The sequence below is a fragment of the Pseudanabaena minima str. Chao 2107 genome, assembly GCF_051131155.1.
Classification (GTDB): domain Bacteria; phylum Cyanobacteriota; class Cyanobacteriia; order Pseudanabaenales; family Pseudanabaenaceae; genus Pseudanabaena; species Pseudanabaena minima.
Genome location: NZ_CP159508.1, coordinates 418,765 through 443,883 on the forward strand (window position 1 = coordinate 418,765; position 25,119 = coordinate 443,883).

General features: G+C 41.1%; 20 protein-coding genes. 7 read left to right on the forward strand and 13 right to left on the reverse strand.

Annotation, left to right across the window (positions count from 1 at the left end; translation table 11 throughout):
* Positions 1-249 precede the first annotated feature (249 nt).
* Together ABM313_RS01960 and dnaE are read left to right on the forward strand one after the other, a co-directional pair.
* Complete coding sequence (locus ABM313_RS01960) at positions 250-1,944, forward strand: CTP synthase (RefSeq protein ID WP_434686024.1); 1,695 nt, start codon at positions 250-252, stop codon at positions 1,942-1,944.
* 213 nt (positions 1,945-2,157) lie between these two features.
* Positions 2,158-5,940 carry a DNA polymerase III subunit alpha gene (gene dnaE / locus ABM313_RS01965; RefSeq protein WP_434686026.1) on the forward strand — a complete coding sequence of 1,261 codons (3,783 nt, stop codon included), beginning with the start codon at positions 2,158-2,160 and terminating at the stop codon, positions 5,938-5,940.
* A 19-nt stretch (positions 5,941-5,959) separates the two neighbouring features.
* Here the strand turns inward: dnaE and ABM313_RS01970 are convergent, their stop codons facing one another.
* The 5 genes from ABM313_RS01970 to ABM313_RS01990 form a co-directional block, all read right to left on the reverse strand.
* The gene (locus tag ABM313_RS01970; RefSeq protein WP_434686027.1) at positions 5,960-6,583 is read right to left on the reverse strand and encodes a Uma2 family endonuclease; all 624 of its coding nucleotides are present in this window, start codon (positions 6,581-6,583) and stop codon (positions 5,960-5,962) included.
* A 124-nt stretch (positions 6,584-6,707) separates the two neighbouring features.
* Positions 6,708-7,787 (reverse strand): acyltransferase, encoded by a 1,080-nt coding sequence (locus tag ABM313_RS01975; RefSeq protein ID WP_434686028.1) that lies wholly within the window; start codon positions 7,785-7,787, stop codon positions 6,708-6,710.
* 148 nt (positions 7,788-7,935) lie between these two features.
* Entirely contained in the window at positions 7,936-8,310 is a 375-nt protein-coding gene (locus ABM313_RS01980; RefSeq protein ID WP_434686029.1) for a DUF309 domain-containing protein, read from the reverse strand.
* A gap of 117 nt (positions 8,311-8,427) precedes the next feature.
* On the reverse strand, positions 8,428-9,084 hold the full coding sequence (locus ABM313_RS01985; RefSeq protein WP_434686030.1) for a hypothetical protein: 657 nt from the start codon (positions 9,082-9,084) through the stop codon (positions 8,428-8,430).
* Positions 9,085-9,428: 344 nt separating this feature from the next.
* A complete protein-coding gene (locus tag ABM313_RS01990; protein WP_434686031.1) occupies positions 9,429-10,121 on the reverse strand; it encodes a glutathione S-transferase family protein in 693 nt (230 codons plus the stop codon).
* A gap of 304 nt (positions 10,122-10,425) precedes the next feature.
* On the opposite strand from ABM313_RS01990, the gene ABM313_RS01995 reads away from it, so the two are divergent.
* The 3 genes from ABM313_RS01995 to ABM313_RS02005 all read left to right on the forward strand — a co-directional run bounded on the left by ABM313_RS01995 (position 10,426) and on the right by ABM313_RS02005 (position 13,686).
* The gene (locus ABM313_RS01995; RefSeq protein ID WP_434686032.1) at positions 10,426-11,193 is read left to right on the forward strand and encodes a hypothetical protein; all 768 of its coding nucleotides are present in this window, start codon (positions 10,426-10,428) and stop codon (positions 11,191-11,193) included.
* A 181-nt stretch (positions 11,194-11,374) separates the two neighbouring features.
* Positions 11,375-12,460 carry an extracellular solute-binding protein gene (locus tag ABM313_RS02000; RefSeq protein ID WP_434686033.1) on the forward strand — a complete coding sequence of 362 codons (1,086 nt, stop codon included), beginning with the start codon at positions 11,375-11,377 and terminating at the stop codon, positions 12,458-12,460.
* 362 nt (positions 12,461-12,822) lie between these two features.
* The gene (locus ABM313_RS02005) at positions 12,823-13,686 is read left to right on the forward strand and encodes a DUF928 domain-containing protein (protein WP_434686034.1); all 864 of its coding nucleotides are present in this window, start codon (positions 12,823-12,825) and stop codon (positions 13,684-13,686) included.
* Positions 13,687-13,983: 297 nt separating this feature from the next.
* Here the strand turns inward: ABM313_RS02005 and ABM313_RS02010 are convergent, their stop codons facing one another.
* The 3 genes from ABM313_RS02010 to pgl form a co-directional block, all read right to left on the reverse strand.
* Positions 13,984-15,030 carry a late competence development ComFB family protein gene (locus tag ABM313_RS02010; protein WP_434686035.1) on the reverse strand — a complete coding sequence of 349 codons (1,047 nt, stop codon included), beginning with the start codon at positions 15,028-15,030 and terminating at the stop codon, positions 13,984-13,986.
* Between the two features lie 360 nt (positions 15,031-15,390).
* Entirely contained in the window at positions 15,391-15,636 is a 246-nt protein-coding gene (locus ABM313_RS02015; RefSeq protein ID WP_434686036.1) for a DUF3493 domain-containing protein, read from the reverse strand.
* 178 nt (positions 15,637-15,814) lie between these two features.
* Positions 15,815-16,525 carry a 6-phosphogluconolactonase gene (gene pgl / locus ABM313_RS02020; protein WP_434686037.1) on the reverse strand — a complete coding sequence of 237 codons (711 nt, stop codon included), beginning with the start codon at positions 16,523-16,525 and terminating at the stop codon, positions 15,815-15,817.
* 244 nt (positions 16,526-16,769) lie between these two features.
* On the opposite strand from pgl, the gene ABM313_RS02025 reads away from it, so the two are divergent.
* Positions 16,770-16,979 (forward strand): hypothetical protein, encoded by a 210-nt coding sequence (locus tag ABM313_RS02025; RefSeq protein WP_434686038.1) that lies wholly within the window; start codon positions 16,770-16,772, stop codon positions 16,977-16,979.
* Positions 16,980-17,247: 268 nt separating this feature from the next.
* Positions 17,248-18,648 carry an asparagine--tRNA ligase gene (asnS, locus tag ABM313_RS02030; protein WP_434686039.1) on the forward strand — a complete coding sequence of 467 codons (1,401 nt, stop codon included), beginning with the start codon at positions 17,248-17,250 and terminating at the stop codon, positions 18,646-18,648.
* A 139-nt stretch (positions 18,649-18,787) separates the two neighbouring features.
* On the opposite strand, the gene guaD is transcribed toward asnS, so the two are convergent.
* From guaD to ABM313_RS02055, 5 genes are all read right to left on the reverse strand, one after another.
* Positions 18,788-20,119, reverse strand: coding sequence for a guanine deaminase (guaD, locus tag ABM313_RS02035; RefSeq protein WP_434686040.1), 1,332 nt, complete (start codon positions 20,117-20,119; stop codon positions 18,788-18,790).
* Between the two features lie 417 nt (positions 20,120-20,536).
* A complete protein-coding gene (gene psbA / locus ABM313_RS02040) occupies positions 20,537-21,619 on the reverse strand; it encodes a photosystem II q(b) protein (RefSeq protein WP_434686041.1) in 1,083 nt (360 codons plus the stop codon).
* Positions 21,620-21,776: 157 nt separating this feature from the next.
* A complete protein-coding gene (gene murB / locus ABM313_RS02045) occupies positions 21,777-22,673 on the reverse strand; it encodes a UDP-N-acetylmuramate dehydrogenase (protein WP_434686042.1) in 897 nt (298 codons plus the stop codon).
* A 16-nt stretch (positions 22,674-22,689) separates the two neighbouring features.
* Positions 22,690-24,084 (reverse strand): UDP-N-acetylmuramate--L-alanine ligase, encoded by a 1,395-nt coding sequence (gene murC / locus ABM313_RS02050; RefSeq protein ID WP_434686043.1) that lies wholly within the window; start codon positions 24,082-24,084, stop codon positions 22,690-22,692.
* A gap of 89 nt (positions 24,085-24,173) precedes the next feature.
* On the reverse strand, positions 24,174-24,833 hold the full coding sequence (locus ABM313_RS02055) for a Crp/Fnr family transcriptional regulator (RefSeq protein ID WP_434686044.1): 660 nt from the start codon (positions 24,831-24,833) through the stop codon (positions 24,174-24,176).
* Positions 24,834-25,119: the final 286 nt, after the last annotated feature.

Sequence of the window (25,119 nt, forward strand, 5' to 3'; positions counted from 1 at the left end):
ATGAAGTGACGCACTTTTGTGCAGCACTTCATTACTTCTCTAGGTCTAATGCAAGTCTTAACTCTAGTGTATGGTCAAAACTAAATCCTGACTTCAACCATTGGGCAGTATTTGGGGATAAAAGAGTAATGGCGGCTCTAAGCGCCGCCATTACTCTTTTTGGTTTTGCTAACTTAAGCCTTGCTATATAATCACTGTGTTGAGCATGGTTGATGAAGCAAGAACCATTGCACCCTATAACGAAATTTTATGGCTAAGTATATCTTTGTGACTGGCGGTGTTGTCTCTAGTATCGGGAAGGGCATCGTTGCCGCAAGTTTGGGACGATTACTTAAATCTAGGGACTATTCGATCGCAATTCTCAAACTTGATCCCTATATCAATGTAGACCCTGGTACGATGAGTCCTTTTCAACATGGGGAAGTTTTTGTTACCGAAGATGGCGCAGAGACCGATCTCGATTTGGGACATTACGAGCGCTTTACTGATACTTCCATGTCAAAGCTGAGTAATGTCACCACAGGTGCTATCTATCAAGGTGTCATCAATAAAGAACGGCGTGGTGACTATCAAGGCGGCACTGTTCAAGTGATCCCGCATATCACCAATGAAATTAAAGAACGCATTCATCGTGTAGCGAATAACGGTAATCCCGATCTCGTGATTGTCGAAATTGGCGGTACGGTTGGTGATATTGAATCTTTACCATTTATCGAAGCAATTCGTCAGTTTCGTAAGGATGTGGGTCGGCAAAATGTGGTGTATATGCACGTTACCCTCATGCCTTGGATTGCTTCCGCAGGGGAGATGAAAACCAAGCCCACGCAGCACTCAGTTAAGGAATTGCAATCCGTGGGGATTCAACCTGATATTTTAGTTTGTCGTAGCGATCGCCCTTTGCCTCAAAACATCAAGGATAAAGTCTCTGAGTTTTGTAACGTGCTGCCAGAGTGCGTAATGACAGGGCAAGATGTGAAGAGCATCTATGAAGTGCCGCTAGCGATGGAGCGTGAAGGTTTAGCTGAGCAAGTATTGCGACTCCTCGGTATGCAACAACGTCAACCCGATCTCCGCAGTTGGCAAACCCTTGTCGAGCGTCTCTACCGCTCTGAGCATCAAGTAGAAGTGGCGATCGTGGGTAAGTATGTACGCTTAACCGATGCCTATCTCTCGGTGATCGAAGCCCTTAAACATGGTGCAATCGCTGTTAACAGCAATGTCAACTTACGCTGGATCAATTCAGAAGATATCGAAGCCTATGGCGCAGAGAAATTCCTCAAAGATGTCCATGCGATCGTTGTTCCAGGTGGATTTGGTCATCGTGGCGTTGATGGGAAAGTTGCCGCTGTGAAGTATGCCCGCGATCATCGGATTCCATTTTTAGGATTATGTTTAGGAATGCAATGTGCGGTGATTGATTGGGCAAGAAATGTTGGGCAATTAGGCGATGCCAATAGTGCCGAGTTTGATCCAGAATCCAAAAATCCTGTCATTCACCTCCTACCCGAACAGCAAGATGTGGTTAATCTCGGTGGCACAATGCGTTTAGGTCTCTACGCCTGTCGTCTTGCACCGAACACTCTAGTTGGTGATCTCTATAAAGAGTCAGTAATTTATGAACGTCATCGCCATCGTTACGAGTTTAATAATGCCTATCGATCTCTCTTTCTTGAGTCGGGTTATGTGATTAGCGGTACTTCTCCCGATGGGCGTTTGGTCGAAGCGATCGAGCTTCCTAGTCATCCATACTTTATTGCCACGCAATTCCATCCTGAGTTTCAATCTCGCCCAAGTAGTCCCCATCCACTTTTCCAAGGCTTAATTAAAGCGGCTTTAGATTTGCAAAAACAGCGTCTTGATAATGGTTCTGAGTTAGAAAGTTCTCCAATTCTTGAACAACTTAATGAGCAAAAACAAGAGTTTGCTTCAGCAACATCTGTCTAGAACTTAGATCTGTACCGCAAAATCAGTTCTTGCTTTTTGATGTCGTAGCTTCACCACGACATCAAAAAGCAGTTTCTTGATTAAATTGCAGAACTATTAGAAGTTCAAATCCGAACCAATAAATTTTTTAAAAGTGTGCCGAAGCAGCGCTTTTAAAAAATTTATTATGGATCATGTTAATCTGACTGTCTGAATTTGATTTTGTAGATCGCTATGACTGGATTTGTTGGGCTGCACGTTCATACTGAATATAGTTTGCTCGATGGGGCAAGTCAGATTCCTGATATGGTCAATCGCGCCGTTGAACTGGGAATGCCTGCGATCGCTTTAACTGATCATGGAGTCATGTATGGCGCGATCGAGCTGATCAAGGTCTGCAAATCTAAAGGAATCAAGCCGATCATTGGTAATGAAATGTATGTCCTCAATGGCGACATTACCAAACAAGAAAAAAAGAAGAAATATCACCAATGCGTCCTCGCCAAAGATACACAGGGCTATCGTAATCTCGTTAAACTGACTTCCATTTCTCATTTGCAAGGCTTTCAAGGCAAAGGGATTTTTGCGCGTCCATGTATTAGTAAAGATTATTTATTGCAATATAAAGAAGGATTGATGCTCACTTCGGGATGTTTAGCGGGAGAAGTTCCACAGGCAATTCTCAAAGGCGATCCCACTTTAGCGAGAGAAGTCGTAGCTTGGTATAAAGAACATTTCGGGAATGATTATTATTTAGAAATTCAGGATCATGGATATCCTGAAGATCGGATTGTGAATGTAGAAATCTGCAAAATTGCTAAGGAATTTGATATTAAAGTGATTGCCACCAATGACTCTCACTTTACCTCTTGCTTGGATGTAGAAGCCCATGACGCATTGCTCTGTATTCAAACGGGAAAATTAATCTCCGATGAGAAGCGGCTCCGTTATAGTGGCATGGAATATCTCAAATCCTACGATGAGATGAAGCAACTATTTCGGGATCATTTGGAAGATGATGTGATCGAAGAAGCTCTTGCAAATACCCTTGAAGCAGCCGCGAAAGTTAAGCCCTACGACCTCATGCGCGATCCCCGTGCTGCTGATTATCCTATTCCTGAAGGGCATACTGCGGATACTTATTTTGAAGAAGTGACATGGCAAGGCTTACTACAAAGATTTAATGCAAAGACCCATGCCGAGATTTCACAGGAATATCAAGAGCGCTTGCGTTTTGAATTAGGCATCATTATGCAGATGGGCTTCTCTACTTACTTTTTGGTGGTTTGGGATTACATCAAATATGCCAGAGATAAGCAGATTCCTGTCGGTCCTGGGCGAGGTAGTGCCGCAGGGTCTTTGGTCGCCTATTCTTTAGGAATTACGAATATTGATCCCATTCATCATGGACTTCTCTTTGAAAGATTTCTCAATCCTGAGCGGAAGTCGATGCCTGATATTGATACCGATTTCTGTATCGATCACCGTAGTGAATTGATTGATTATGTAACTCAACGCTATGGACAGGAAAGAGTTGCTCAAATTGTCACATTTAACCGTTTAACCTCTAAAGCAGTTCTCAAAGACGTGGGACGAGTGCTAGATGTGTCCTACAGCGAAGCTGACAAAATGGCGAAGATGATTCCCGTTTCCCGTGGTAAGCCAGCTAAATTAAAGGTAATGATTTCTGAGGAGTCGCCTGCTCCTGAATTTCGAGATCGCTATAAGCAAGATGCGAAAGTATTTGAATGGCTGGATATGGCGATGCGAATTGAGGGGGTGAACAAAAGTTCAGGTGTTCATGCGGCGGGAGTAGTGATTTCGCCTTTCCCATTGGATGAAGTTGTGCCATTACAGCGCAGTAATGAAGGTCAGGTAGTAACGCAATACACGATGGAGGATTTAGAATCCCTTGGTTTGTTGAAAATGGACTTCTTAGGATTGCGAAATCTTACGACTATCGAGCATACGAGTAAGCTAATTCGCAACAATCAAGATCCAAATTTCCATATTGATGCGATCGCTCCCGACATGTCCACTGAGGAAAATCAAAAAACCTATAAGCTTTTGGAAAAAGGTGATCTAGAGGGTATCTTCCAATTAGAATCATCGGGAATGAAGCAGATTGTCAAAGATCTCAAGCCTTCTAATATTGAAGATATTTCTTCGATTCTTGCCCTCTATCGTCCAGGTCCTTTGGATGCAGGACTAATTCCAAAGTTCATTAATCGTAAACATGGCAGAGAAGCGATCGAGTATCAGCACCACACCTTAGAACCAATTCTAAACAATACCTATGGAGTATTATGCTTAGCCAAGGGAACTTTAATTGCGAAACCTGATGGCACAAGTACACCAATTGAGAATATTCGTAAGGGTGATGTAATTCTCTCTTCTGATGGTAAGCGCGTATGGTCAGCAAAGGTCGCAAAGCAATGGCAAAGTGGCATTAAATCTATTGTCAAAATCACGCTATCAACTGGTACAGAGATTTACTGTACGCCAGAACATCGTTTTCTCACGCCACAGGGCGATCAGTTCGCCTATGAGTTAAAACCTTTAGGAAATATCAAAAATGCTCATGTGAATGGTTCAATCATTTATGAAACTTGGCAAATCTCTAAAAATCATAAATGTCTGGACTCCAACGAAGCTTATTTGCTAGGTATGTTAATTGGTGATGGTCACTTAACTTCTAGTTCACCTAATATCGCTTGTTCAAGTGAGGAAACAGCTATTTGGCTAGCTAATCTCATAGTTGCAACGTGGGGTGGTGAGCCAAAACATTATTTCCATACCCGTTGTTGGTATGCCTATGCGAAGTTTAATACACAACCAAAGCCGACACCTCTAACTATTTTTATGGATAAAATTTATGGTGATAGAGGTTGGAAGGTTAATTCTAAAGATAAACATTTACCTTTAGATATAGTTGATTATCAAGAAAGCGATCGCATTGATGTTTTGCGAGGTCTATGGGATAGCGATGGCTCCTACACTCATAATCCTTATTTTCGGAGTATTTCTACTCAACTTCTTAAGCAAGTAGGGCAATTGCTAAGCAGTCTAAAAATCTCTTACTCTCTGCATTCAACCCATGTAATGATTACAGATATTGCTCGGTTTTATCAGCTAATTGGTGAGCCAAGATTGCCAGTAAAACTTACTGGTGAGAAAAAATATAACTTTATTCCTGTTCCATCTTTACGAATGCAGGAAGAATTAGAAGATGCGATTGCTAGAACAGATCGCGAGAGTCGTAAGACAGCTAAACGTTCCCTTCAAGCAGGTGTAATGTTTAAACCTGTCCGATCACAATATGCAACCAAAATCGAAGGCTGGACAGAAATTTATCAAAAGATCTATGCCGAAACATACTTGCAGGATGTTCGTCCCGTATTTGTTGTAGCAGTTGAAGACTGGGGAACTAGCGAATGTTTCGACATTGAAATGGTAGACCAAACCTCTCCCTATTTCTTGGCAAATGGAATTGTTACCCATAATTGCTATCAAGAGCAGATCATGAAAATGGCTCAGGATTTAGCAGGATATTCTCTTGGTGCTGCGGATTTATTGCGTCGGGCGATGGGGAAGAAGAAGCCTGAAGAAATGGAAAAGCAGCGTTCTATTTTCCTTGATGGCTGTGCTAAGAATGGAATTAGATCAGAGATTTCTAATGATCTATTCGATCAGATGGTTATCTTTGCGGAGTATTGCCTCAGTTACGATACTCTAGTGCGAACTGTCGAATATGGTTTGATGCCCATCGGTAAAATCGTAGAGCATCAAATTGAATGTCAAGTTTATAGCGTTGATGAGAATGGCTTTGTCTATACCCAACCCATTGCCCAATGGCACGATCGCGGTAATCAAGAAGTATTTGAATATGAGTTAGAAAATGGCGATCGCATCAGAGCTACTAAGGATCATAAGTTTATGACTACTGAAGGTGAGATGCTAGCGATCGATGAGATTTTTGAGCGTGGATTAGATTTGGCGATCGCAAAACAAACTTGAAATACGTTTAAGTAAAAAACTACGCTACAATCCCCGCTTGAAAAATCTGATTAGCCGTCAAATTCAATTCTGGAAAACTGGGCGAGATCACCCGTTCATCCCCTTTAAATGCTGTTACCTGATACTCGTCTTCAATCAATTCATGCACCAAAATTGTTGGCTGTTTGGGATTACCAATAAATCTTCGCCCACCAATTCCTAAATAATCTACAGTCCAATATTCGGGAATCCCAATCTCTTCATAATCTTTCACCTTAGTCAAATAATCAACCCGCCAATTTGTGCTTACCACCTCGATCGCAATGATAATGGAGGCTCCCTGAGTTACTGTAGATTGTTTCTCCCACAATGGCTCATTTATTAAATTAGACTGCTTCAAGATTAAAATGTCTGGCAAATAAGCCGATTCTGCATCATTTACTTTAACAAACGCTTGACTAGGTAAAAAGTAAGGTAGATTTAATCGCCTATATGCAAATACCAACTCTGTACACAAAAAGCCTTTAACTTCTTCGTGCTTTCCTAGAGGCTGGGGCATTTCAATAATTACTCCATTATGTAATTCATAAAGTCTATTCTCTGGCTTCCATTGGGCAAATTCTGCAAAAGATACCAATTCAGTCTTAGCTAAACTTTGAACCATTTTGAGTTACCTACTTTCCTACCAATCAGCGCAATTATAACAAATCTTGTTAGGACATCAAACCTAAGCAAATGAAGGCGTTACTCTGCACTGCCTTCATTTGTTTAGAATAAAATATTTGGCTTTACTTCAATGCTTTACGCTGTAAAATTTGCCATAGGATTAGCCCTGCCAGCCAAGATAAACTTGCTGCCAACGGAACAAATAGAATTCCTCCCACAATTTCTAGAGGGGCAATCGCGCGTAGCACCCAGACATGGACTAGATAAGTAGTAAAACTTGCCTTAGAGAATGTCTTAATCTGTGGTTGAATTGCTTGCCAAACTCCAAAAGTGAGAGGTGGTAAAAAATTTTGGCTCTCTCTTTTGATTTTGGGATTTTGCCAAGAAATCGACCATAGTAAGAAAGAGAAAGTCAAGAAAAGCACAGTTGGACGAGTATAGTGACCGACGGCTTCAGCCGAGTTCTTAAGTATGGCTGTCCAATAGAATTCGCTTAATTCGATAGTTGCAACGATCGCAAATAAATATCCCCATGAATGCGATCGCCAATTTGTCACAAATAGACTAGTCCAACCGTGATCTTTAGCTAACCAAATTCCTATTTGAAAGTAGGATAGCCAATAGATTACATGATCGCCATTAGGCAAAAAATTTGTCATATTTGGCAGCCATCCAAAGATCGCCGATCCCCATCGTAAACTCACCAGAGCAAAAGTAATGAGAACTAATCCAATCAGTCTTTGCAAAGAAAAGTTAAATCGCCGTAGTAATGGATAAACTATATAGCATTGGAAGATAATTCCGAGGAAATAGAGGTGATAGTCACCCATGCCCGTAGAGATGGCTTGCCAAAACTGTTTTCCTCTCTCTAGCCAATCTGCTGTAAGAAACTGCGATCGCCCAACGATGTTGAGCAAAGTAAATAGAAAATAGGGCGGTACAATCCGCCAGAGGCGGCGTTGGATAAATATTTTTAGATTAAATGGGCGATTATCTTCCGATTTAGCTAGGGCAAAACCTGACAAAATCACAAATAACGGTACGGTAAAGCGACCTACTTGATTAATGATTGTATCAATAAAGATTTCAGGAGTGATAGTAGTTACATCCTTTACCCCAAACCACCAGTGATGAGAAGCATGAATACCAATCACAATAGTGGTGGCGATCACCCTTAGTAGATCAGAGAGTTCCCAAGTCATGAATAAACCTAGATGATAGAAGCAATGCTTCGTGCTGCTTCTATCATTTAACATGATTGGGGATGCGTAGTAAAATCAGGAACTAAGTTTTTGAGACTTGGTTTCGCTACGCCACAAAAACTTGGTTCTTGATTAAATCTCAAAACCCTTAGATCATATAGATCTTCGGGGTTTTTAAATCTCCATTTTCAAGGCTTCTCAAAAGATTCTCTATACCTTCTTTTCCACCTACTTGCACTGTTCGCAAGATCAGCAAACTATCTTCCAATAAAGTTTCCACATCAATGGATTGATAATCAGGAAGGTAGGACGGTAATCGACTTGTCCCTTCACCTAAGAGAATTGCCGCACCATGCCAGTTTTGATTTTTGAGATGATATAGTCCAACGGCAATTTGCAGAATGCCCTGATAAAAAGCCCGATCGCTTTGCCAAGCATCATTCCAAATTGCCTCTAAGGTGTCATGACAAGCATAATAATCACCACTATTAAACTGAGCGATCGCTTCTTCAAAGGTCGTCATATTCTCAATGCTTTTGATGTTATGTCTATAGCCTGAAAATTAAGTGATAGTTGCAGCGCTAAGCACTGAAACTATCACTTAAAGTAGAAAAGGGGCGCTTAGCGCCCCTTTTCTACTTTAAGTGATGTGGTCTAAGCAATGATTAGGTAAAAATGCTGTCCAGCCATTGTCTAATTTGACACGACAGCTAACACTAATTACTTGCTCAACCACACCTTTATGATTGGCATACTGTTGACGATTAGCATTTACAACCACAAGGTCACCTACTTTAAAAGTTTTGCTTAGCGATTTATGATCTGCACCTTGTTTTTTATCACTAACATTAGGAATCGCTGCTTTTTTGAGAGTTGGGGCAGAATGAAAAGTCAAGGAAGCAGCTTGCTGTCCATTTACTTGATAGTTGTAGCCACGACCTTGGATAAGCTGCAAGCTCCCAATCTGAACATTTGATAAATACTGCACAAAGCGATCAACAGATATTTCCATTACTTCAGCAAGGTCTTCAAACATGACTGGATAACTCCAATAGTTTTCGCCCACTTGCAAGTCAGCTAGCTCTTTCCATGCATCAAATAGTTTTTGTCCAAACTGTAGTTCTAGATCATTGTCGCGATCGCTATTTGACTTAGCAACAGAACTTGTAGTGCTGCTAGATATCAGACTTTCAAGTGCTTTGAGCAAGTTTTCCGCAACGCGATCGCTCGCTTCAGTCCTTGCTCGAAGGTATTCGAGAATCTGCTCAAACAAAGATTCGCTAACATTGACAGCCATAAAACTACCCGCACTAATCGCCTTTGATTAACCTATTTGAAAACTGCTTGTTGGACTCTGAAGTATTGGAACAATTCAGCTTTTAGACTTTTTACAACGTTTGGCAATCAAACCCAAATCAAGAGATTTTTGGAAAGTGTTGCTTTGCAACACTTTCCAAAAATCTCTTGTGGTTTGTTTGATCAGTAATTGCTGTAAATATTCTCTAAGTTAACATCAATCAGTTAACACCGAAAATGTTTAAGATCAAAACCCAAAAAGTAACGACCTTAAAAAGCCCCACTTTTGTGATCAGGGTTTTAGGGGCAGTGTAAAGTAACGCTCTTGCTATCTTGAGCAATGTCTTAACTTGGGAAACCACCCAGTCCAGCTTGCCAATTTTTGGGTAATGGTTCATTACAAAACTGATGAATTTCGGTAATGCGCTCAAACAGCCAAGGATAACTTTGCCGATAAGCAGGAATTAAACCTAATGGCGACAATAAAGCTGCCGCAGTCAAGTCGGCAACACTAAAGCAATCGCCTACCAAATAGCCATCTTGCCAAAATTCGCTGAGCATGGCGATCGCATCGGCAATTTTTTGAGCAGCAATCTTCGCGGAATTAGCATTAATGCCATACTGCGATCGGACAGTTGCAATCACAATTTGACTCATCCAAGAAGGATCAATCTGTTTGCCCTCATTAGCTCGAAACTGATAGTAAACAAACCGAGCCGCTGTACCAATAAATTCATCAAAATAATCTTCCAAGCGCAAGGCTTCCTTTTGTTGCAAACTATCTTCCAAATACAGTGGTGGGTCAGGTTGATAGGTTTCCAGAAACCGAATAATTTCGGTGGAGTCAGCAACTACGGCAGGACAGTTTTTTTGTTGAGGCAATAGTACAGGCACAGTATGTGAGCCTGAAAGAGGTTTAACTCGTAAAATATGTAAGGCAGGAGTGAGATTTTCAACTTGATAGGTAATTTGCTTATAGCCAAGAGCCAGCCTAGCTTTACGGCAATAGTGAGAAGTACTGAATTGTAATAAAAGCATGGCTTTAAAGCTTTAAAATTGGCAAACTAAACAAATTGGGCTACTAAAATCCAAAACAAAGTTGGCGAGATTATCTCGCCAACTTTGTTTTGGATTAGCAATTCTCATTATAAAAATCATTTTTTTAAAAGCACGACAATGGCGTGCTTTTAAAAACGATTTTGTTGTTTCCAGCCGTTGGTGATGGAAACAACAAAATCGTTTTCAAAATGAGAACTACTGATTTTGGATTTTAATTCAAAAAAGTAGCAAATCATATGGTATAGTCTCGACTAAATTTTTACGGTCTACGGTGCTGTCGCCTATGCAAGCCAATCCAGTCTTTAAACCTACAACTTCTCACTCTGGTTATCAGACCTCTCAATCTGGTTATCAGGCCTCAGTACCTGTGACTGTGTATCGAGAACTGGCTGCGGAGTTGCAATCTACTCAAGCAAAGTTATCTTTTTTTCAGTTGCAAAATGAGCAACTAACTAAGCAAAACCAAATGCTTTTGCAAGAGTTTGAAGCGATCGCCCAAGCCACAGATCGAGTACAAGCAATTCTCACACAGTCTAATTTACCTGACTCAAAGCTAACTGATGTGTTAGCAGGTATCCGTGCTTCTTCACAAATTAATCCTGCCCCATCAAGAAGTAATCCTCAACCTCAAGGTCGTCCTCCCGTAGCTAAGCCTCGCCCTACGGAGAAGCCCACACAGGTCAGTCCCCGTAAAGTTGCTGTACAGCAGACAACCAACGCTATCCAAGAAGCAATTTCTAGGGCGAGACAACTTGCCACTGAGCCAGTACAACCCATTGATAGCGATTCAATGGCTAGTGAAGCTCTATATTACGATAGCTCTTTTGCAGCCTTTGAAGCCCCTGCTCCTACATCGACCCCAAAAACAAAAGTTTTGCCTAAGCTAGAGATTCGTGAAGAAATATCTTCTCGACCTCTTCGTACTGAGTCGATGGAAGAGGCGAATGAGTCTACAGGCTTAAGTGGTTGGGTCTTAACTGCAACGATCATAGCGATCGTGCTGACTTCTTTTGGTGCTGGTTATTTGCTAATGCGTCCATTTGTAAAGTAAAAATTCAGCAATTAAAAAAGGAGCAAATCTCCTTTTTTAATTGTTTATAAGTCAAAGCGGCGCAAAGCGCCGCTTTATTTTTGTAACTTTAAAATCAAACCCAGCAATGATTTCAAAAACACAAAATGGCTACGCCGTTTTGTGTTTTGTTATTAATGGGCTATAGGTATAAAATTAGGTCATGGATAGACGTAAGTTTTTAGTTTTAAGTGGGGCGGCGATCGCCACTCTTGGGGGATGTCAATTATCAAATCCTTTTGATCAGCGCGATCGCTTACGGATTATAGGTTTGTTAGGAGCCTTACCCAGTAAAGTTATCAATCAATTTGAATCTGCTTCCAAGACAAAGGTTGAATTTAAAGCTGAAAATGCCCCCTCAAAACTTTGGCAAGAACTACAAAATTATCCTAATGTCGCTAAAGAAAAATCACCACATCTCATCAGTATTGGTGATAGTTGGCTAGATCAAGCGATCACTAATTCTTTAATCCAACCTATTACTCCCAATCTACTAGAAAAAATTCCGAAGTGGCAAAAACTATCCCCCCTTTGGCAACAGAGTGTTACGCGCAATAATCAAGTGTGGGGCATTCCCTATCGCTGGGGAGCAACAGCGATCGCTTACCGTAGCGACAAACTAAAATTTAATATTACTCAATGGTCTGACCTGTGGAGACCAGAATTAAAACTAAAGCTATCACTACCAGACGATGCCCGTGAAGTAATCGGTCTAGTTCTTAAAAAAATGGGTCAATCCTATCAACTAGAAAACTTAGTTGAACGGCAAGATATTTTCGCTACACTGACCCAAGAACTAAAAAGCCTTAATGCACAAGTTTTAACCTACTCTTCTGATAATTACTTGCAGTCTCTATTAGCAGACGATACATTTGCAGCAGTAGGTTGGACAAGTGATATGCACAAAGCCCAAAAGCAAAACCCCAATCTCAAAGTGGTGATTCCCCAAAATGGCACAGCACTCTGGAGCGATATTTGGGTAATTCCTAAAGGAGAAGTGGCGTTCGCCGCGACTGAATGGATAAATTTTTGTCTCACACCTGAGATAGCTGCCCAAATTACATCTTTGACTGAGGCAGTTAGTACATCAAGTGAATTAGATCAAGTTCCTGCTAGCGTCAAAGCTGATTCGCTCAAGTTTTTCTCACAGGATATTCTCACTAAAAGTGAATTGATCGCACCTTTGTCTCCGTCAACGCTTACACAATATAAAGACCTTTGGACTAAGCTGCGATCGGGAACTATATAAGGGCTTTGCCGTCAAATCAAGAAATATTTTTGATGGCATGACTTCGTTGCACTATCCAAAATGTGGCTCTTAATTATCCTAAACACTTATCTAAGTAATTCGGCGTAATTAAGCAATAAACTTAAAACCTGTATAGCTTACTTATGAGGCTGTATAGGTTCTTGAGGTTTATATTTAACTGTGACTACTCACCTAGACAGAAGTTTTAAATTGGTATAATTTGCCAATAGTAGTTAGTAAGTAGCTAATCATAATTACAAACCAAATCCAAACTCTGTCCCACCCATGCAGCAGACAGTTTTAAGTTTACTTATGCCTAGTTACTTAAATGATGAATATTTACTATTAGGGAATAAGTAAAGATGAAACTTTACCTTTGGCAAACTCTATTCCAATACCCTACCCAATCTTCTAAATTAGTCTTAGTGACAGTATTCCTTGGCACAATTAGTTGGTGTGGACAAGTTGTAGGACAATCAAAAAGCAATAGTTCTTATGGCTTAGGCGTAGTCCAAAATCAATCTTATGTAGGACAGGTTAGATGTGCAGATTTAGCTAATCTCGTCTCTATCGATCTCCTTGCTCCAGACGACGGAGCAAGAACACTTTCAGAGCGTCCAACTTTTTATTGGTATATCGAGCATAAATTATTACCATCAAAAAATTCAACGCAAGTAAGTTATAGCAATAATTTTTATGTAGATTTTTTTGTGCGAGATGGCTTTGCTCGTAATGCAAAATCAATTTTTCGTTCTCGGTCAGAAGTAACTCCTAAAGTCAAGTCTGGTCTATATCGCTTTGAGCTTCCAGCAAATGCACCTTCTCTTGAAGTAAATAAAACCTATAGTTGGCATATTCGTTATATCCAACCTAGTGGTCAAGACAATAACGATATTACTAATCAAATAGACATTAGAGCAATTATTAAGCGAGAAAGTAATCCTTCAGTCATGGAGAAAGTGCAATCTGCTTCTACGCATTTAGAAAAAGCGAGAATATTTGCGGAAAATCTGTATTGGTATGATGCTCTCGATGCATATACCAAATGGATTGATGTAAATCCTAATGACAGAGAAGCCTTACGTGAGCGTTTAGCAATGTTGGATCAAGTAATTGAAAGTTATCCTAAGAAGAAATGTATTGGCAAATATAACGTAAACAATTCAAGCTTAATTAATTCCAAGCAATCAATACCTCAGATCATGAAATATAGTCCATCAAGATAATTGTGGTGATACCCCACTAAGGGAGTGAAGCATCACCCTATGTAACGTGAGTTCTGGATAAGCTAAAAAATTTTAAAAACCAAAACAGTAAAAGCCTCGCTAAGCGAGGCTTTTACTGTTTTTCTAGAGAGGGTTTGCGCCGCGAACCCTCTCTAGAAAAACAGTTTGAAGTTAGCTAGACCTTGAGTTATAGCCATTTGCGTCGTGCGAAGCACGACGCAAATGGCGGAAAATGGTAAGACTTAGCTATTCTTACCATTTTCCGCTTCGTCGAACTGATGTTAACCTGAACTGAGGTTATGTGGAATATGGATAGTTGTAATCACTGCGTTTACGCCATTCCATTTCATTGTTAACTACTTTATGTAAACATTCTTCAACAATAAATGGAGCATTGCGCCAATTAATATCATCACGTTGCAAAATCCAACTCACTTGCTCCAGTGATTCTTCCAGTTCTGCCTCAAAACGTGCTAGAGGTAGAGGTTTTTTCTCTAAATTTGGAGACTCTACACAAACAGCGATCGCCTCTTTAAGAACTGCAACAACTTCTTTGCCGTATACTTCTCTCGCCCTAAGCCTCAGTGCTTTATAACCTTTTTCTGAAGTTGCATACATTGGCGGCAATCGATTTAATACGTAAGCAGTTGCCTCTCCTAGATCGACTGTTTCAGCGATCGCAGGGTGTAATTTCTGAACTTGATGATAGGCAAGCGACAATACTAATTTTTCTAGTACATTACTAAATTGATAATTGACATCCACCATGTAGGTTTGAAAATCTCTAGCTTGTCGCTCATCCTGACTAGGATTGACAGATGTTTTAATTTGTCTACCCTTCCAAGATATTTCTGGGGATTTGCGCCCCAAAGCAGTCTCATCTCGACCAGCAATTGCGTCACGTTTACCTATAACTGTATAGGTGTTGCTCACTGCACTTTTGAGTTTAACTGTCATCAAGGCATTCTCTAGAGCCGTAGGAATATCTTTCCAAGAGGCATTTTCTGCACCTAAAATTTGTTGGAGTGCAGCAAGCGATCGCGCATGACTAGCAACCTCCTGTGATGGTAGGGGTCTTGCGTCTCTAAGTGCGTCAGGCTTAACACTTACGAGCGCCCGACGCACTGCGGATTCAATTTGCGATCGCATTTCGGTGGCAACTTTTTTGCGTTGCCTCAACCATCCTACTTTTGATGTGGCATACATCGGTGGTAGGCGATTAAGCGCATAGGCTGCGACTTCACTTAAATTAATCTGATCGCGTCGGTATTGCGGTAAGTGAGAGATTTGTAAATCAATTTCTGCAATTACCATCTCCTCTATTGCATTTTTGCAACTTTGCATATCAAGCCGTCCCAAACCCAATATGAAATTGAAATGTTTCTAAAATGGAAAAGTATTAGTTTAGACTAATTGCAAATTTTTTGGAAATTGCAAAGAAATCAAAATTAAAATCATTCAGCCATTATAGCAATTGACATAATACTTACAAAAAAGTTCAGATTTATTGCAGCAATTCTCATAGTAAAAATTATTTTTTTTGAAAACCTGCTAAAGAGAGACTTTCAAAAAAATAATTTTGGAGTTTTCAGCACATTTGATACTGGAAATATCAAAATTCTTTTCATAGTAAGAATTGCTGAATTCATTGAGAAGAGATGTTGCTGAGTAACGTATCTTTCTCTTTTTATATACAGGCTAATTTCATTTTCTACTGCGATCAATGCGGTATAGCCATAGCATCAAAGCTAATACTCCAACCTGTAGTCCAAAGCTACCTAAATTAGCTTCTAGCTCTCCATTGCCTGCAATTAATCTTGCAAAAAAGATAACCGCGCCAATAAATCCCGATCCTGCAAAAGCGATGTAGATAAATATGCGGAGACCTCGATAGGGAGATTTGGCTTCACGCCTGAGACGCTCGTACTGTTCAGAATTGAGTTTAGGCACAATTTTTAGTTAGCTGTTATAAAGTTGAGTGCTTCGCACTCACTTTTTATATTATTGGTAATTATTTAATGTCAGTTCAGCAAAGACACAAAATAGTAAGAATTGCAAAGCAATTCTTACTATTTTGTGTCTTTGCGCTGTGCTTTGCACGCCACAAATGGCTATATCAAACTCACATTTATTTAGATTTCATGGCTGTGCGATCGCATAGCCAAATAGTATTACCAGTAATCAACCGTGATGGATATTGGTTGACATCCCCTTGAGGCGCTAACACTGCAGTTAACGCTTTTGCCTTGGCAGCACCTTCAATCATGAAAATAATCTCTTTCGCCTGATTAATCAAAGGTACAGTCATGGTGATTCGAGGTTGTCCATCTTTTTCACCCACGGTTACAAGGCGATCGCTAACTTTAAGAGCCTTGGTATGTGGAAATAGCGAGGCTGTATGCCCGTCGTCCCCCATTCCCAACAAAATTAGATCGAATTTAGGAAATTCTCCTTTATTGACACCAAAAAATTCTTGAATATGCTGTTCATACTTTGCGGCAGCGATCACAGGATCATGAGCATCAGTTGGCACTGCATGAATATTTGACTCAGGAATAGCTACATGACTAAGCCATGCTTGGCGAGTCATCCCTTCATTACTTTGTGGATCGCTGACAGGTACATATCGCTCATCCCCCCAAAAAACATGTACATTTGACCAGTCCCATCCTTTACTTGCTAAGAGTTCATACAAAACACGAGGTGTACTACCACCTGCGGCAACGATGGTAAAACGTTCATTTTTAGAGATTGCTTCATCATAGGCAAGTTGACATAATAACAATGCTCTTGAGGCGATTTCAGCGCGATCATTCCAAATTTCTACTTGTCTAGCCATAAAAAATACCTCTGTAGCGAAGAAATGGTGGGTAATGAAATGAATGATGCATTTTGTATTTTTTGATAAATTGTATTTTTTGATCAATTTGACTGATCAAGATGGTCAACTTTTATCAATTTTTATCAATCAATCTTAAGAGAGGTGTCTTTTATTTCATTTTGTGTGATTTTTGACAGTACTAACGAGCAAATGTATTAACCTATAAAATGTTAGAACAATATTAAGGTTAAGGTAAATTGTCATGACACCTGCTATCATACGCCTCTTCTGGGACTCAGTTAACCAAGCGCAGCCAAATCTACTTTTAAATCTGGATGATGATGGACTGATGAGCTGGCTGGTTGACCAAGTCCAACAGCGCTCTTCGCTCGATTCCCATCAACAAAATGATCTCAGTAACTACATCAGCAATCGTCTACCCTTAATTCGAGAAATGGCGTATCAGAGCTAGTTGCTCGAATACGATTGATTAGAACTTATTTAATTCTAAGGTTTTTTAAGATAGCGTATTTACTTCTCAAGTACTACCTTTCGATTAGGCAAAGAGCCTGACTACATAATATTTAGGAATATTTAGGGGATTTTTCTAAAGGGGAACATCTTAAATTTCTGACAGTACCATACGCCAAAATGTTAGGATACTTGCCTGAGCTATGCGATCGCTGGTTTCATTCCTCTGCAAATTACTCACAGTTGTTTCTAGCAATTATTTCTAGCGTATGTCATCTGCAAGAATCATCGACTTATTACGTAGCGGTCTAACTAGTCAGTCCTATATTGTCCGTGGTTGGGTGCGGACAAAGCGCGAAGGTAAGGAAATTACTTTTTTAGAACTAAATGATGGTTCATCACTACATGGGTTGCAAATAGTTTTACCGCAGACGATTGATAACTACACAACGCTAATCAAGCAAATAACTACAGGCACGTCCGTAGAGGTATCTGGCACTTTAGTTGAGTCCATGGGCAAAGGGCAAAGGGTAGAAATGCAAGCCTCTGTGATCGCTATTTTTGGTATAGCTGATCCTGAGACTTATCCTTTACAGAAAAAACGTCACTCAATCGAATTTCTTCGCACCATCGCCCATTTGCGCCCACGCACAAATATGTTTGGTGCTGTGTTTCGTGTTAGAAATGCTTGTGCCTTTGCAATTCATAAGTTTTTTCAAGAACGTGGTTTTTTATGGGTACATACACCAATCATTACCGCTAGTGATTGCGAAGGTGCTGGCGAGATGTTTGGTGTAACTACTTTTGACTTAAATAAAGTGGCTGCGGCAGGTAAGTCCGTTGATTTTGCACAGGACTTTTTTGGGAAGCCAGCCTTTTTGACAGTCAGCGGTCAACTAGAAGCAGAAATTATGGCAACTGCTTTTTCTAACGTCTATACTTTTGGTCCCACTTTTAGGGCTGAGAACTCGAATACTTCGCGCCACCTTGCCGAGTTTTGGATGATTGAACCAGAGATGGCTTTTTGCGATCTCGAAGGAGATGCAGATCTAGCCGAAGATTTTCTCAAATATATTTTCAATTATGTTTTGGAAACTTGTCCTGAAGATATGGAGTTTTTCCAAGAACGGGTAAATGCTCAAGTAATGACCAATGCACGCAAAATTGTTGATGAGAAATTTGAGCGAATTACCTATACAGAAGCGATCGCCATTCTCGAAAAGAGCAATAAAACCTTTGAGTTTCCTGTGTCATGGGGATTAGATCTCCAATCTGAACATGAGCGATTTTTAGCAGAAGAACATTTCCAAAAGCCCGTGATCGTGATGGATTATCCATTGGGAATCAAAGCATTTTATATGCGGGTGAATGAGGATACTGCAAGTGATCGCCAAACTGTAAGAGCAATGGATATTCTCGCTCCAGGTGTAGGTGAAATTATTGGCGGTTCGCAGCGTGAAGAGCGTCTCGATATCTTGGAATCCAGAATTCGTAGTGTCGGTTTAAATCCTGAAGACTATTGGTGGTATCTCGATCTACGTCGCTATGGAACCGTACCTCATGCTGGCTTTGGACTAGGCTTTGAACGTTTAGTCCAGTTCATCACTGGCATGGGAAATATTCGGGATGTAATTCCATTTCCTCGATGTCCTCAGAGTGCTGAGTTTTAACTTAAGTTTAGCCATTTGCGGCGTGCTTTGCACGCCGCAAATGGCGGAAAATGGTAAGAATCACTTAGCGATTCTTACCATTTTCCGATTTCGTCGAACTGATGCAGGTTTAGGCAGAATGAAGAGTGCATTGCGCCCTTCAACCTGCATGAGCTAATTCACCCATAATGTAAGTTGCCGAGATCGCTCGATCATCACCCATAATGATCGTCGCAAATAGTTGATCGGAGATTTCATCAAGTGTGGTTGCCATCTCTTCTGAAGATTGATTTCTTAATGCCATAATTGGTGTTGAGCGCAAATTTAGTACTACAAAATCGGCTTCTTTGCCAATTTCAAAATTGCCCAATTTATCCTCAAGACATAATGCTCTTGCTCCCCCCAAAGTCGCCAAAAATAATGCTTGAAATGCTGATAATTTTTGCGATCGTAACTGTGCAACTTGATAGGCAGCACTAGCTGTTTTCAAGATTGAAAAACTGGTTCCCGCACCTATATCGGTTCCTAATCCGACTTTTACAGGTGTTTCTGAAGATTTTGCTTTCTCTAATTTGAATAGTCCGCTCCCCAAAAATAGATTGGAAGTTGGGCAAAAGGCGATTGCCGCTTTTGCTTCAGATAATCTTGCAAATTCGCGATCAGTAAGTTGGACTCCATGAGCAAATACAGATCTTTCAGCTACTAAACCAGCTTGATCATAGACATCAAGATAACCATCACTTTCAGGAAACTCAGCAATAACCGCATCTACTTCTTTCACATTTTCTGAAAGATGTGTATGTAAATAAACATCAGGAAATTCCTGCAAAAGTTTACCGATATTAGTTAGTTGATCTGGTGTCGATGTAAGTGCAAATCTCGGCGTGACTGCGTAAAGTAAGCGATCGCACTTGTGCCACTTCTCAATTAGCTGCTTAGTTTCTAGATAAGAAGATAATGCTGTGTCTCTCAAAAATTCTGGAGCATTACGATCCATCATTACTTTGCCAGCAATCATCCGCAAATTACGACGCTGCGCTTCTTCAAAAAATGCATCCGTAGATTGTGGAAATACTGCGGTAAATACCAAGGCGGTTGTAGTTCCATTTCGCAGTAGCTCATTAAGAAAGATAGAGGCTATCTTTGAGGCATAATTGCGATCAGCAAATTTCCGTTCTGTGGGGAATGTATAGGTACTTAGCCATTCTAATAACTGCTCGCCATAGGAAGCAATCATTTCTGTCTGTGGAAAATGAATATGTGTATCAATGAATCCTGAGACAATTAGGCGATCGCGATACTCTGTAATCGGAATATCTTTATATTTAGCTTGCAGATCTTGATAGTCACCTAAATCTTTGACTTTTCCATTTTCAACTATCAGCAAACCATCGGTAAAGTAACGAATACAATCAGCTTCTGGGGCATAGAATGGATCGGCGATCACATCTAGAAAACTGGCTCGAAATCCTTTAATCGGTTGATGTTGCATAGTTAAAAAATAGTAATCGAGCAAAAAATGCTTAGTTTAATGAGTTTGGTTTAATGAACCTATTTTTCGCATTTTTTAGTTTTAACTGTAGTCGCAAAAAGTACAATAAATTTACATGAGATAGACATTGCATAGACATTACTAGGTACTGATTAATTAGCCAAAATGAGAGGCAATAAAAGCTCAGCAATAGTAATACTCCAACACAAAATAGCTATGTCATTTTGTGTTGTATAGCTACAGTTACTTCTTAAGAAAAATCAAAAAACAATAATTGATTGGCAGTACATAGCGCTACCAATCAATTATTAAACTTTACAAATATTGTGTGCGCGGTTATTAGCTATAAAAAAGCCCCCTCTAAAAATAAAGAGGAGGCTTTTTTATCTAGCTATTTCAAAGAATCAATCTCGAAGATTAACCATTGATAGAAGGAGCGCTCATAGCAACAGGAGCAACATCAACAGCAGCCAAATCGAGAGGGAAGTTGTGAGCATTGCGCTCGTGCATTACTTCCATACCCAAGTTTGCGCGGTTGATTACGTCTGCCCAAGATGGTACTACACGTCCTTGGCTGTCAGAAATCGATTGGTTGAAGTTGAATCCATTCAAGTTGAATGCCATCGTGCTTACGCCCAATGCGGTGAACCAGATGCCAACTACTGGCCATAGTGCCAAGAAGAAGTGCAAGCTGCGGCTGTTGTTGAAGCTGGCATATTGGAAAATCAAGCGTCCGAAGTAGCCGTGAGCTGCAACGATGTTGTAGGTTTCTTCTTCTTGTCCGAACTTGTAGCCTGCGTTTTGGCTTTCGTTTTCGGTGGTTTCACGAATCAAGCTGCTGGTTACCAATGAACCGTGCATTGCACTGAACAAGGAACCGCCGAACACGCCTGCTACGCCCAACATGTGGAAGGGGTGCATCAAGATGTTGTGCTCTGCTTGGAATACGATCATGAAGTTGAATGTACCACTGATTCCCAAAGGCATACCGTCAGAGAAGCTTCCTTGTCCGATTGGGTAGATCAAGAATACTGCGGTTGCTGCTGCTACGGGGGCAGAGTATGCTACGGCGATCCATGGACGCATACCGAGGCGGTATGACAATTCCCATTCACGTCCCATGTAGCAGAAAATTCCGAGCAAGAAGTGGAAAATTACCAATTGGTAAGGACCACCGTTGTATAGCCATTCGTCGAGGCTATCTGCTTCCCAAATGGGGTAAAAGTGCAGGCCAATCGCGTTGGAGGATGGTACGACTGCGCCGGAAATCATGTTGTTGCCGAATAGCAAGGAGCCTGCTACTGGTTCACGGATACCGTCAATATCGACAGGTGGTGCTGCGATGAAGGCGATTACGAAGCAAATGGTCGCTGCGAGTAAGCAAGGGATCATGATTACGCCGAACCAGCCTACATAGAGGCGGTTGTCGGTGCTGGTGATCCAGTTGCAAAATTGATCCCACAGTGACGCACTTTCGCGTCTTTGTACTGCTGTTGTCATGATTGCAAATAATCCTTGTTGGGAATGAATAGGTTATGAAAATTTATATATAAGCTTACGCCTATATAAATAGGTTAGTGGATGTATTGAGTAATGTAAATAGTTAAATCTTAAATCTATCTATAGATAAATGCGAGCGCTAACAAGCCCCAAACATTTAGAAATGACCGATCATTTTGACTTCGGTTTCCAGTACCACACCATAGCGATCGCTAATCACTGTTTTAATGTGTTCTATGAGACTGAAAATATCGTTAGCCTTTGCACTGCCAAGATTAACGATGAAATTAGCGTGTAGTTCTGAGACTTGAGCATTACCAATTTGATAGCCTTTCAGTCCAGCATCTTGGATAAGGCGTGCTGCAAATTGGGGTAAAGGATTACGAAAAACACTACCGCAGTTAGGCAAGTGATAGGGCTGCGTAGTATGCCTGACTTTGAGCTTTGCCTCAGTGTCGGCAGCGATCGCCTCTGGATCACCACCAATCTGCAATTTGAAAGTTGCCTCTGTGACTAGTTGCGATGATGCTTGTAAAGCCGATGTGCGATAACTGAAATCTAAGTCTTGGGGATAAATTAGCTTAGATTCACCAGTCAAGCTAACAGTCTGTACTGATACCACACAATCAGCCGCACAGCCACCCTGTGCTCCCGCATTCATTACTACTAATCCACCCACAGTTCCAGGGATGCCAACCGCCCATTCAAAACCTGACCAACCACGACTAGCCGCTTGCATGGCTAAACGTGCTACAGGTTCACCTGAAGCGGCTGTGACCTGTCCAGATTGCTCATCAAACTCAATCCCGCGTAGATGACGTGTGCAGATCACTAAACCCGCTAAACCATGATCGCTAATTAAGAGATTGCTCCCTGCGCCAATAATCGTGATCGGTAAGTGGCGATCGCTTGCCCATGTCAGACTATCGGCTAGTTCTGTAGATGTGCGAGGCGAAATAAAGTATTCAGATGCGCCACCGACACGCATCGAAGTTAGCCCTGCCAGAGGTACATTTGAGCGAATTGGAATTTGGGTTTGGAGATCGAGTGACATCAGCTTGGGAGTAAAACTAATTAGTAGAGGAATTGATTTGCGATTCCTCCATTTCTTTCATTGTTGGTGCGATCGCCTGATTGAGATTGCCAGCACCGAGAAATACGGCAAGATCTCCAGATTGCAGTTTTTTGACTAAAAATGCTTGGACATCTTTGAGGGTTGGCAAATAATGCACTTGATCGCGCACAGCAGCGATCGCCTCGGCAACTTGTGCGCCAGTAATCTTGCCATCGTTAACTTCACTGGCAGCATAGATATCGGTGACAATCACCATGTCTGCATCGGTAAAGGATTGGCTAAATTCTGATAAAAATCGATGGGTACGGCTGTAACGATGGGGCTGAAAGATGGCAACTACCCGACTAGTAGTATTTTGTTGTCTGGCTGAGGCAAGCGTGGCAATAATTTCACTGGGATGATGGGCATAGTCATCGACAAAAGTAATCCCGTTCTGCACGCCTTTGCTCTCAAAGCGGCGGCTAGCACCGACAAAATCAGGTAAAGCCTCAGCGATCGCTTGCCATTCAACGCCCACATAACGTGCCACAGCAATCGCGGCTAGCGCATTACTGAGGTTATGTTTACCGAGAAGCCCTAATGAAATTTGCCCCAAAGGTTTGCCCCGTTCAACCACCAAGGCTTGTGTATCTGATGGCGAGTACTGCACCTCAGTTACCGTATAGTCTGCCAAAGGATCAGTCAAACTATAGGTTATATCCAAACTAATATGCTCTTTTACCGTTGGGCAATCAATAGAGCCAACGACAACTTCACAACGTTTTGCAAAAGTCTGAAAAATTTCAATGACCTGTTCAAGGTTGTGGTAATGATCAGGATGGTCTAACTCAATATTGGTAATAATGCCAATGTGAGATAAAAATTTCACTAAGGTGCCATCGGATTCATCAGCCTCTGCAACTAGGTATTTACCATTGCCTAAACGGGCATTTCCTTGCCAAGCACTAACTTCGCCGCCAATGATAATACTTGGATCGATTCCGCCTTTGAGCAGTAAAAATCCTACTAAGCTACTGGTCGTCGTTTTGCCATGTGTGCCTGCAACTGAAATTGCCTGAAATTGTTCGATCAAAGCGGCTAATAAATCAGAACGATGCAAAATTGGCAAGCCATTAGCTAGAGCTACCTGAAACTCGGGGTTTTGCTGATTGATTGCAGTCGAACAGACAACTTGGGGAGCATTTGCTAGATCGATGTTGTCTGCATGATGCCCTTGAAAAGTTTTTACACCAAGATCCTGTAGCTTTTGAGTGATGCGATTGCTACTAAGATCTGAGCCAGACACCGTAAATCCTTGCTTCGCTAAGATATAGGCGATCGCCGACATACCGATCCCGCCAATACCCACAAAATGAAAAGGTCTACCGCTGAAATCAACTGGATTCAGCATTTATACTTCTTACCTACCAAATAACGAGCCTAATAATAACAGATCAAAAGGTGCTGATTCGCGTCACATTTTGATTTAAACCATTTGATTTAAACCATCAGGGCTTCTAATCCTTCAGGGTTGAGGATACACAACACATCGCGATCAGGAATACGCTGAATCAAATTTTTGCGTTCTAGTTTGCCCAATACACGGGTTACTGTCTCTCTGGCTAAACCACTGAGACTACTAAGTTCCCGATGGGGCAAATTGGGTATTTCTAAGCCACCACTGACTTTTGTCCCTTGTCCTTCAGCTAGAAAAAGCAAGACATCAGCAACACGAGAAGTACTATCTGCCTCGCGTAAGCGTAAACGTCGATTAACTTGACGTAGGCGCTTTGCCATCAGTCTTGCTAAATGTATTCCTGCGGTTGGCTCTGTTTCAATCAAATGTACAAAATCTGAAGCTGGCAGGCTGCCGATAGTTGTGGGCGTGAGTGTAATCACGTCAGTTGATCGCGGGACTTGATCGAGTGGAGCCATTTCGCCAAACATCTCGCCAAATCCGAGAATATTTAGGGTGATTTCTTTCCCATCGAGATTATAGGTGCGAATTTTTGCCCAGCCTTCCAAGATGAAATAAACCGAGTTGCCCCAGTCATTTTCTAGCAAAATTACCTGATCGGCTGGATGACTGCGCGTGACCATGTGGGCTGTTGCCCGAATTACGGCTTCATCAGGTAACCCCACAAAGAATGGGGCAGACATAATTTTTTGCTGAAGATCAGTTCCATCCCGCATAGTGGCTGCTCGTAGCTCTTAAAAGATTTGCTGTAAGTAATCACTCTATCCGAGTTTGTAACGATAGGTATTGCAGATCAGCACAATGACTTAGTTATTTTAATTAATTTAGAAGCCAAATCTAAAGCAATTTATGAATAAGTAACCCATAAAATACTTGTTAAAAGGTTTTTATTAAACACTTTTAACAAATATAGCTATAGCCACTTGTCTCAGGACAAATCAAAACCCAAGAATTGATTGGCAGCGCTCT

What these genes read in the sequence shown, in the direction of transcription:
- ABM313_RS01960 (WP_434686024.1), top strand. Translation starts at nt 250, where the DNA reads ATGGCTAAGTATATCTTTGTGACTGGCGGTGTTGTCTCTAGTATCGGG.
- dnaE (WP_434686026.1), top strand. Translation starts at nt 2,158, where the DNA reads ATGACTGGATTTGTTGGGCTGCACGTTCATACTGAATATAGTTTGCTC.
- ABM313_RS01970 (WP_434686027.1), bottom strand. Translation starts at nt 6,583, where the DNA reads ATGGTTCAAAGTTTAGCTAAGACTGAATTGGTATCTTTTGCAGAATTT.
- ABM313_RS01975 (WP_434686028.1), bottom strand. Translation starts at nt 7,787, where the DNA reads ATGACTTGGGAACTCTCTGATCTACTAAGGGTGATCGCCACCACTATT.
- ABM313_RS01980 (WP_434686029.1), bottom strand. Translation starts at nt 8,310, where the DNA reads ATGACGACCTTTGAAGAAGCGATCGCTCAGTTTAATAGTGGTGATTAT.
- ABM313_RS01985 (WP_434686030.1), bottom strand. Translation starts at nt 9,084, where the DNA reads ATGGCTGTCAATGTTAGCGAATCTTTGTTTGAGCAGATTCTCGAATAC.
- ABM313_RS01990 (WP_434686031.1), bottom strand. Translation starts at nt 10,121, where the DNA reads ATGCTTTTATTACAATTCAGTACTTCTCACTATTGCCGTAAAGCTAGG.
- ABM313_RS01995 (WP_434686032.1), top strand. Translation starts at nt 10,426, where the DNA reads ATGCAAGCCAATCCAGTCTTTAAACCTACAACTTCTCACTCTGGTTAT.
- ABM313_RS02000 (WP_434686033.1), top strand. Translation starts at nt 11,375, where the DNA reads ATGGATAGACGTAAGTTTTTAGTTTTAAGTGGGGCGGCGATCGCCACT.
- ABM313_RS02005 (WP_434686034.1), top strand. Translation starts at nt 12,823, where the DNA reads ATGAAACTTTACCTTTGGCAAACTCTATTCCAATACCCTACCCAATCT.
- ABM313_RS02010 (WP_434686035.1), bottom strand. Translation starts at nt 15,030, where the DNA reads ATGCAAAGTTGCAAAAATGCAATAGAGGAGATGGTAATTGCAGAAATT.
- pgl (WP_434686037.1), bottom strand. Translation starts at nt 16,525, where the DNA reads ATGGCTAGACAAGTAGAAATTTGGAATGATCGCGCTGAAATCGCCTCA.
- ABM313_RS02025 (WP_434686038.1), top strand. Translation starts at nt 16,770, where the DNA reads ATGACACCTGCTATCATACGCCTCTTCTGGGACTCAGTTAACCAAGCG.
- asnS (WP_434686039.1), top strand. Translation starts at nt 17,248, where the DNA reads ATGTCATCTGCAAGAATCATCGACTTATTACGTAGCGGTCTAACTAGT.
- guaD (WP_434686040.1), bottom strand. Translation starts at nt 20,119, where the DNA reads ATGCAACATCAACCGATTAAAGGATTTCGAGCCAGTTTTCTAGATGTG.
- psbA (WP_434686041.1), bottom strand. Translation starts at nt 21,619, where the DNA reads ATGACAACAGCAGTACAAAGACGCGAAAGTGCGTCACTGTGGGATCAA.
- murB (WP_434686042.1), bottom strand. Translation starts at nt 22,673, where the DNA reads ATGTCACTCGATCTCCAAACCCAAATTCCAATTCGCTCAAATGTACCT.
- murC (WP_434686043.1), bottom strand. Translation starts at nt 24,084, where the DNA reads ATGCTGAATCCAGTTGATTTCAGCGGTAGACCTTTTCATTTTGTGGGT.
- ABM313_RS02055 (WP_434686044.1), bottom strand. Translation starts at nt 24,833, where the DNA reads ATGTCTGCCCCATTCTTTGTGGGGTTACCTGATGAAGCCGTAATTCGG.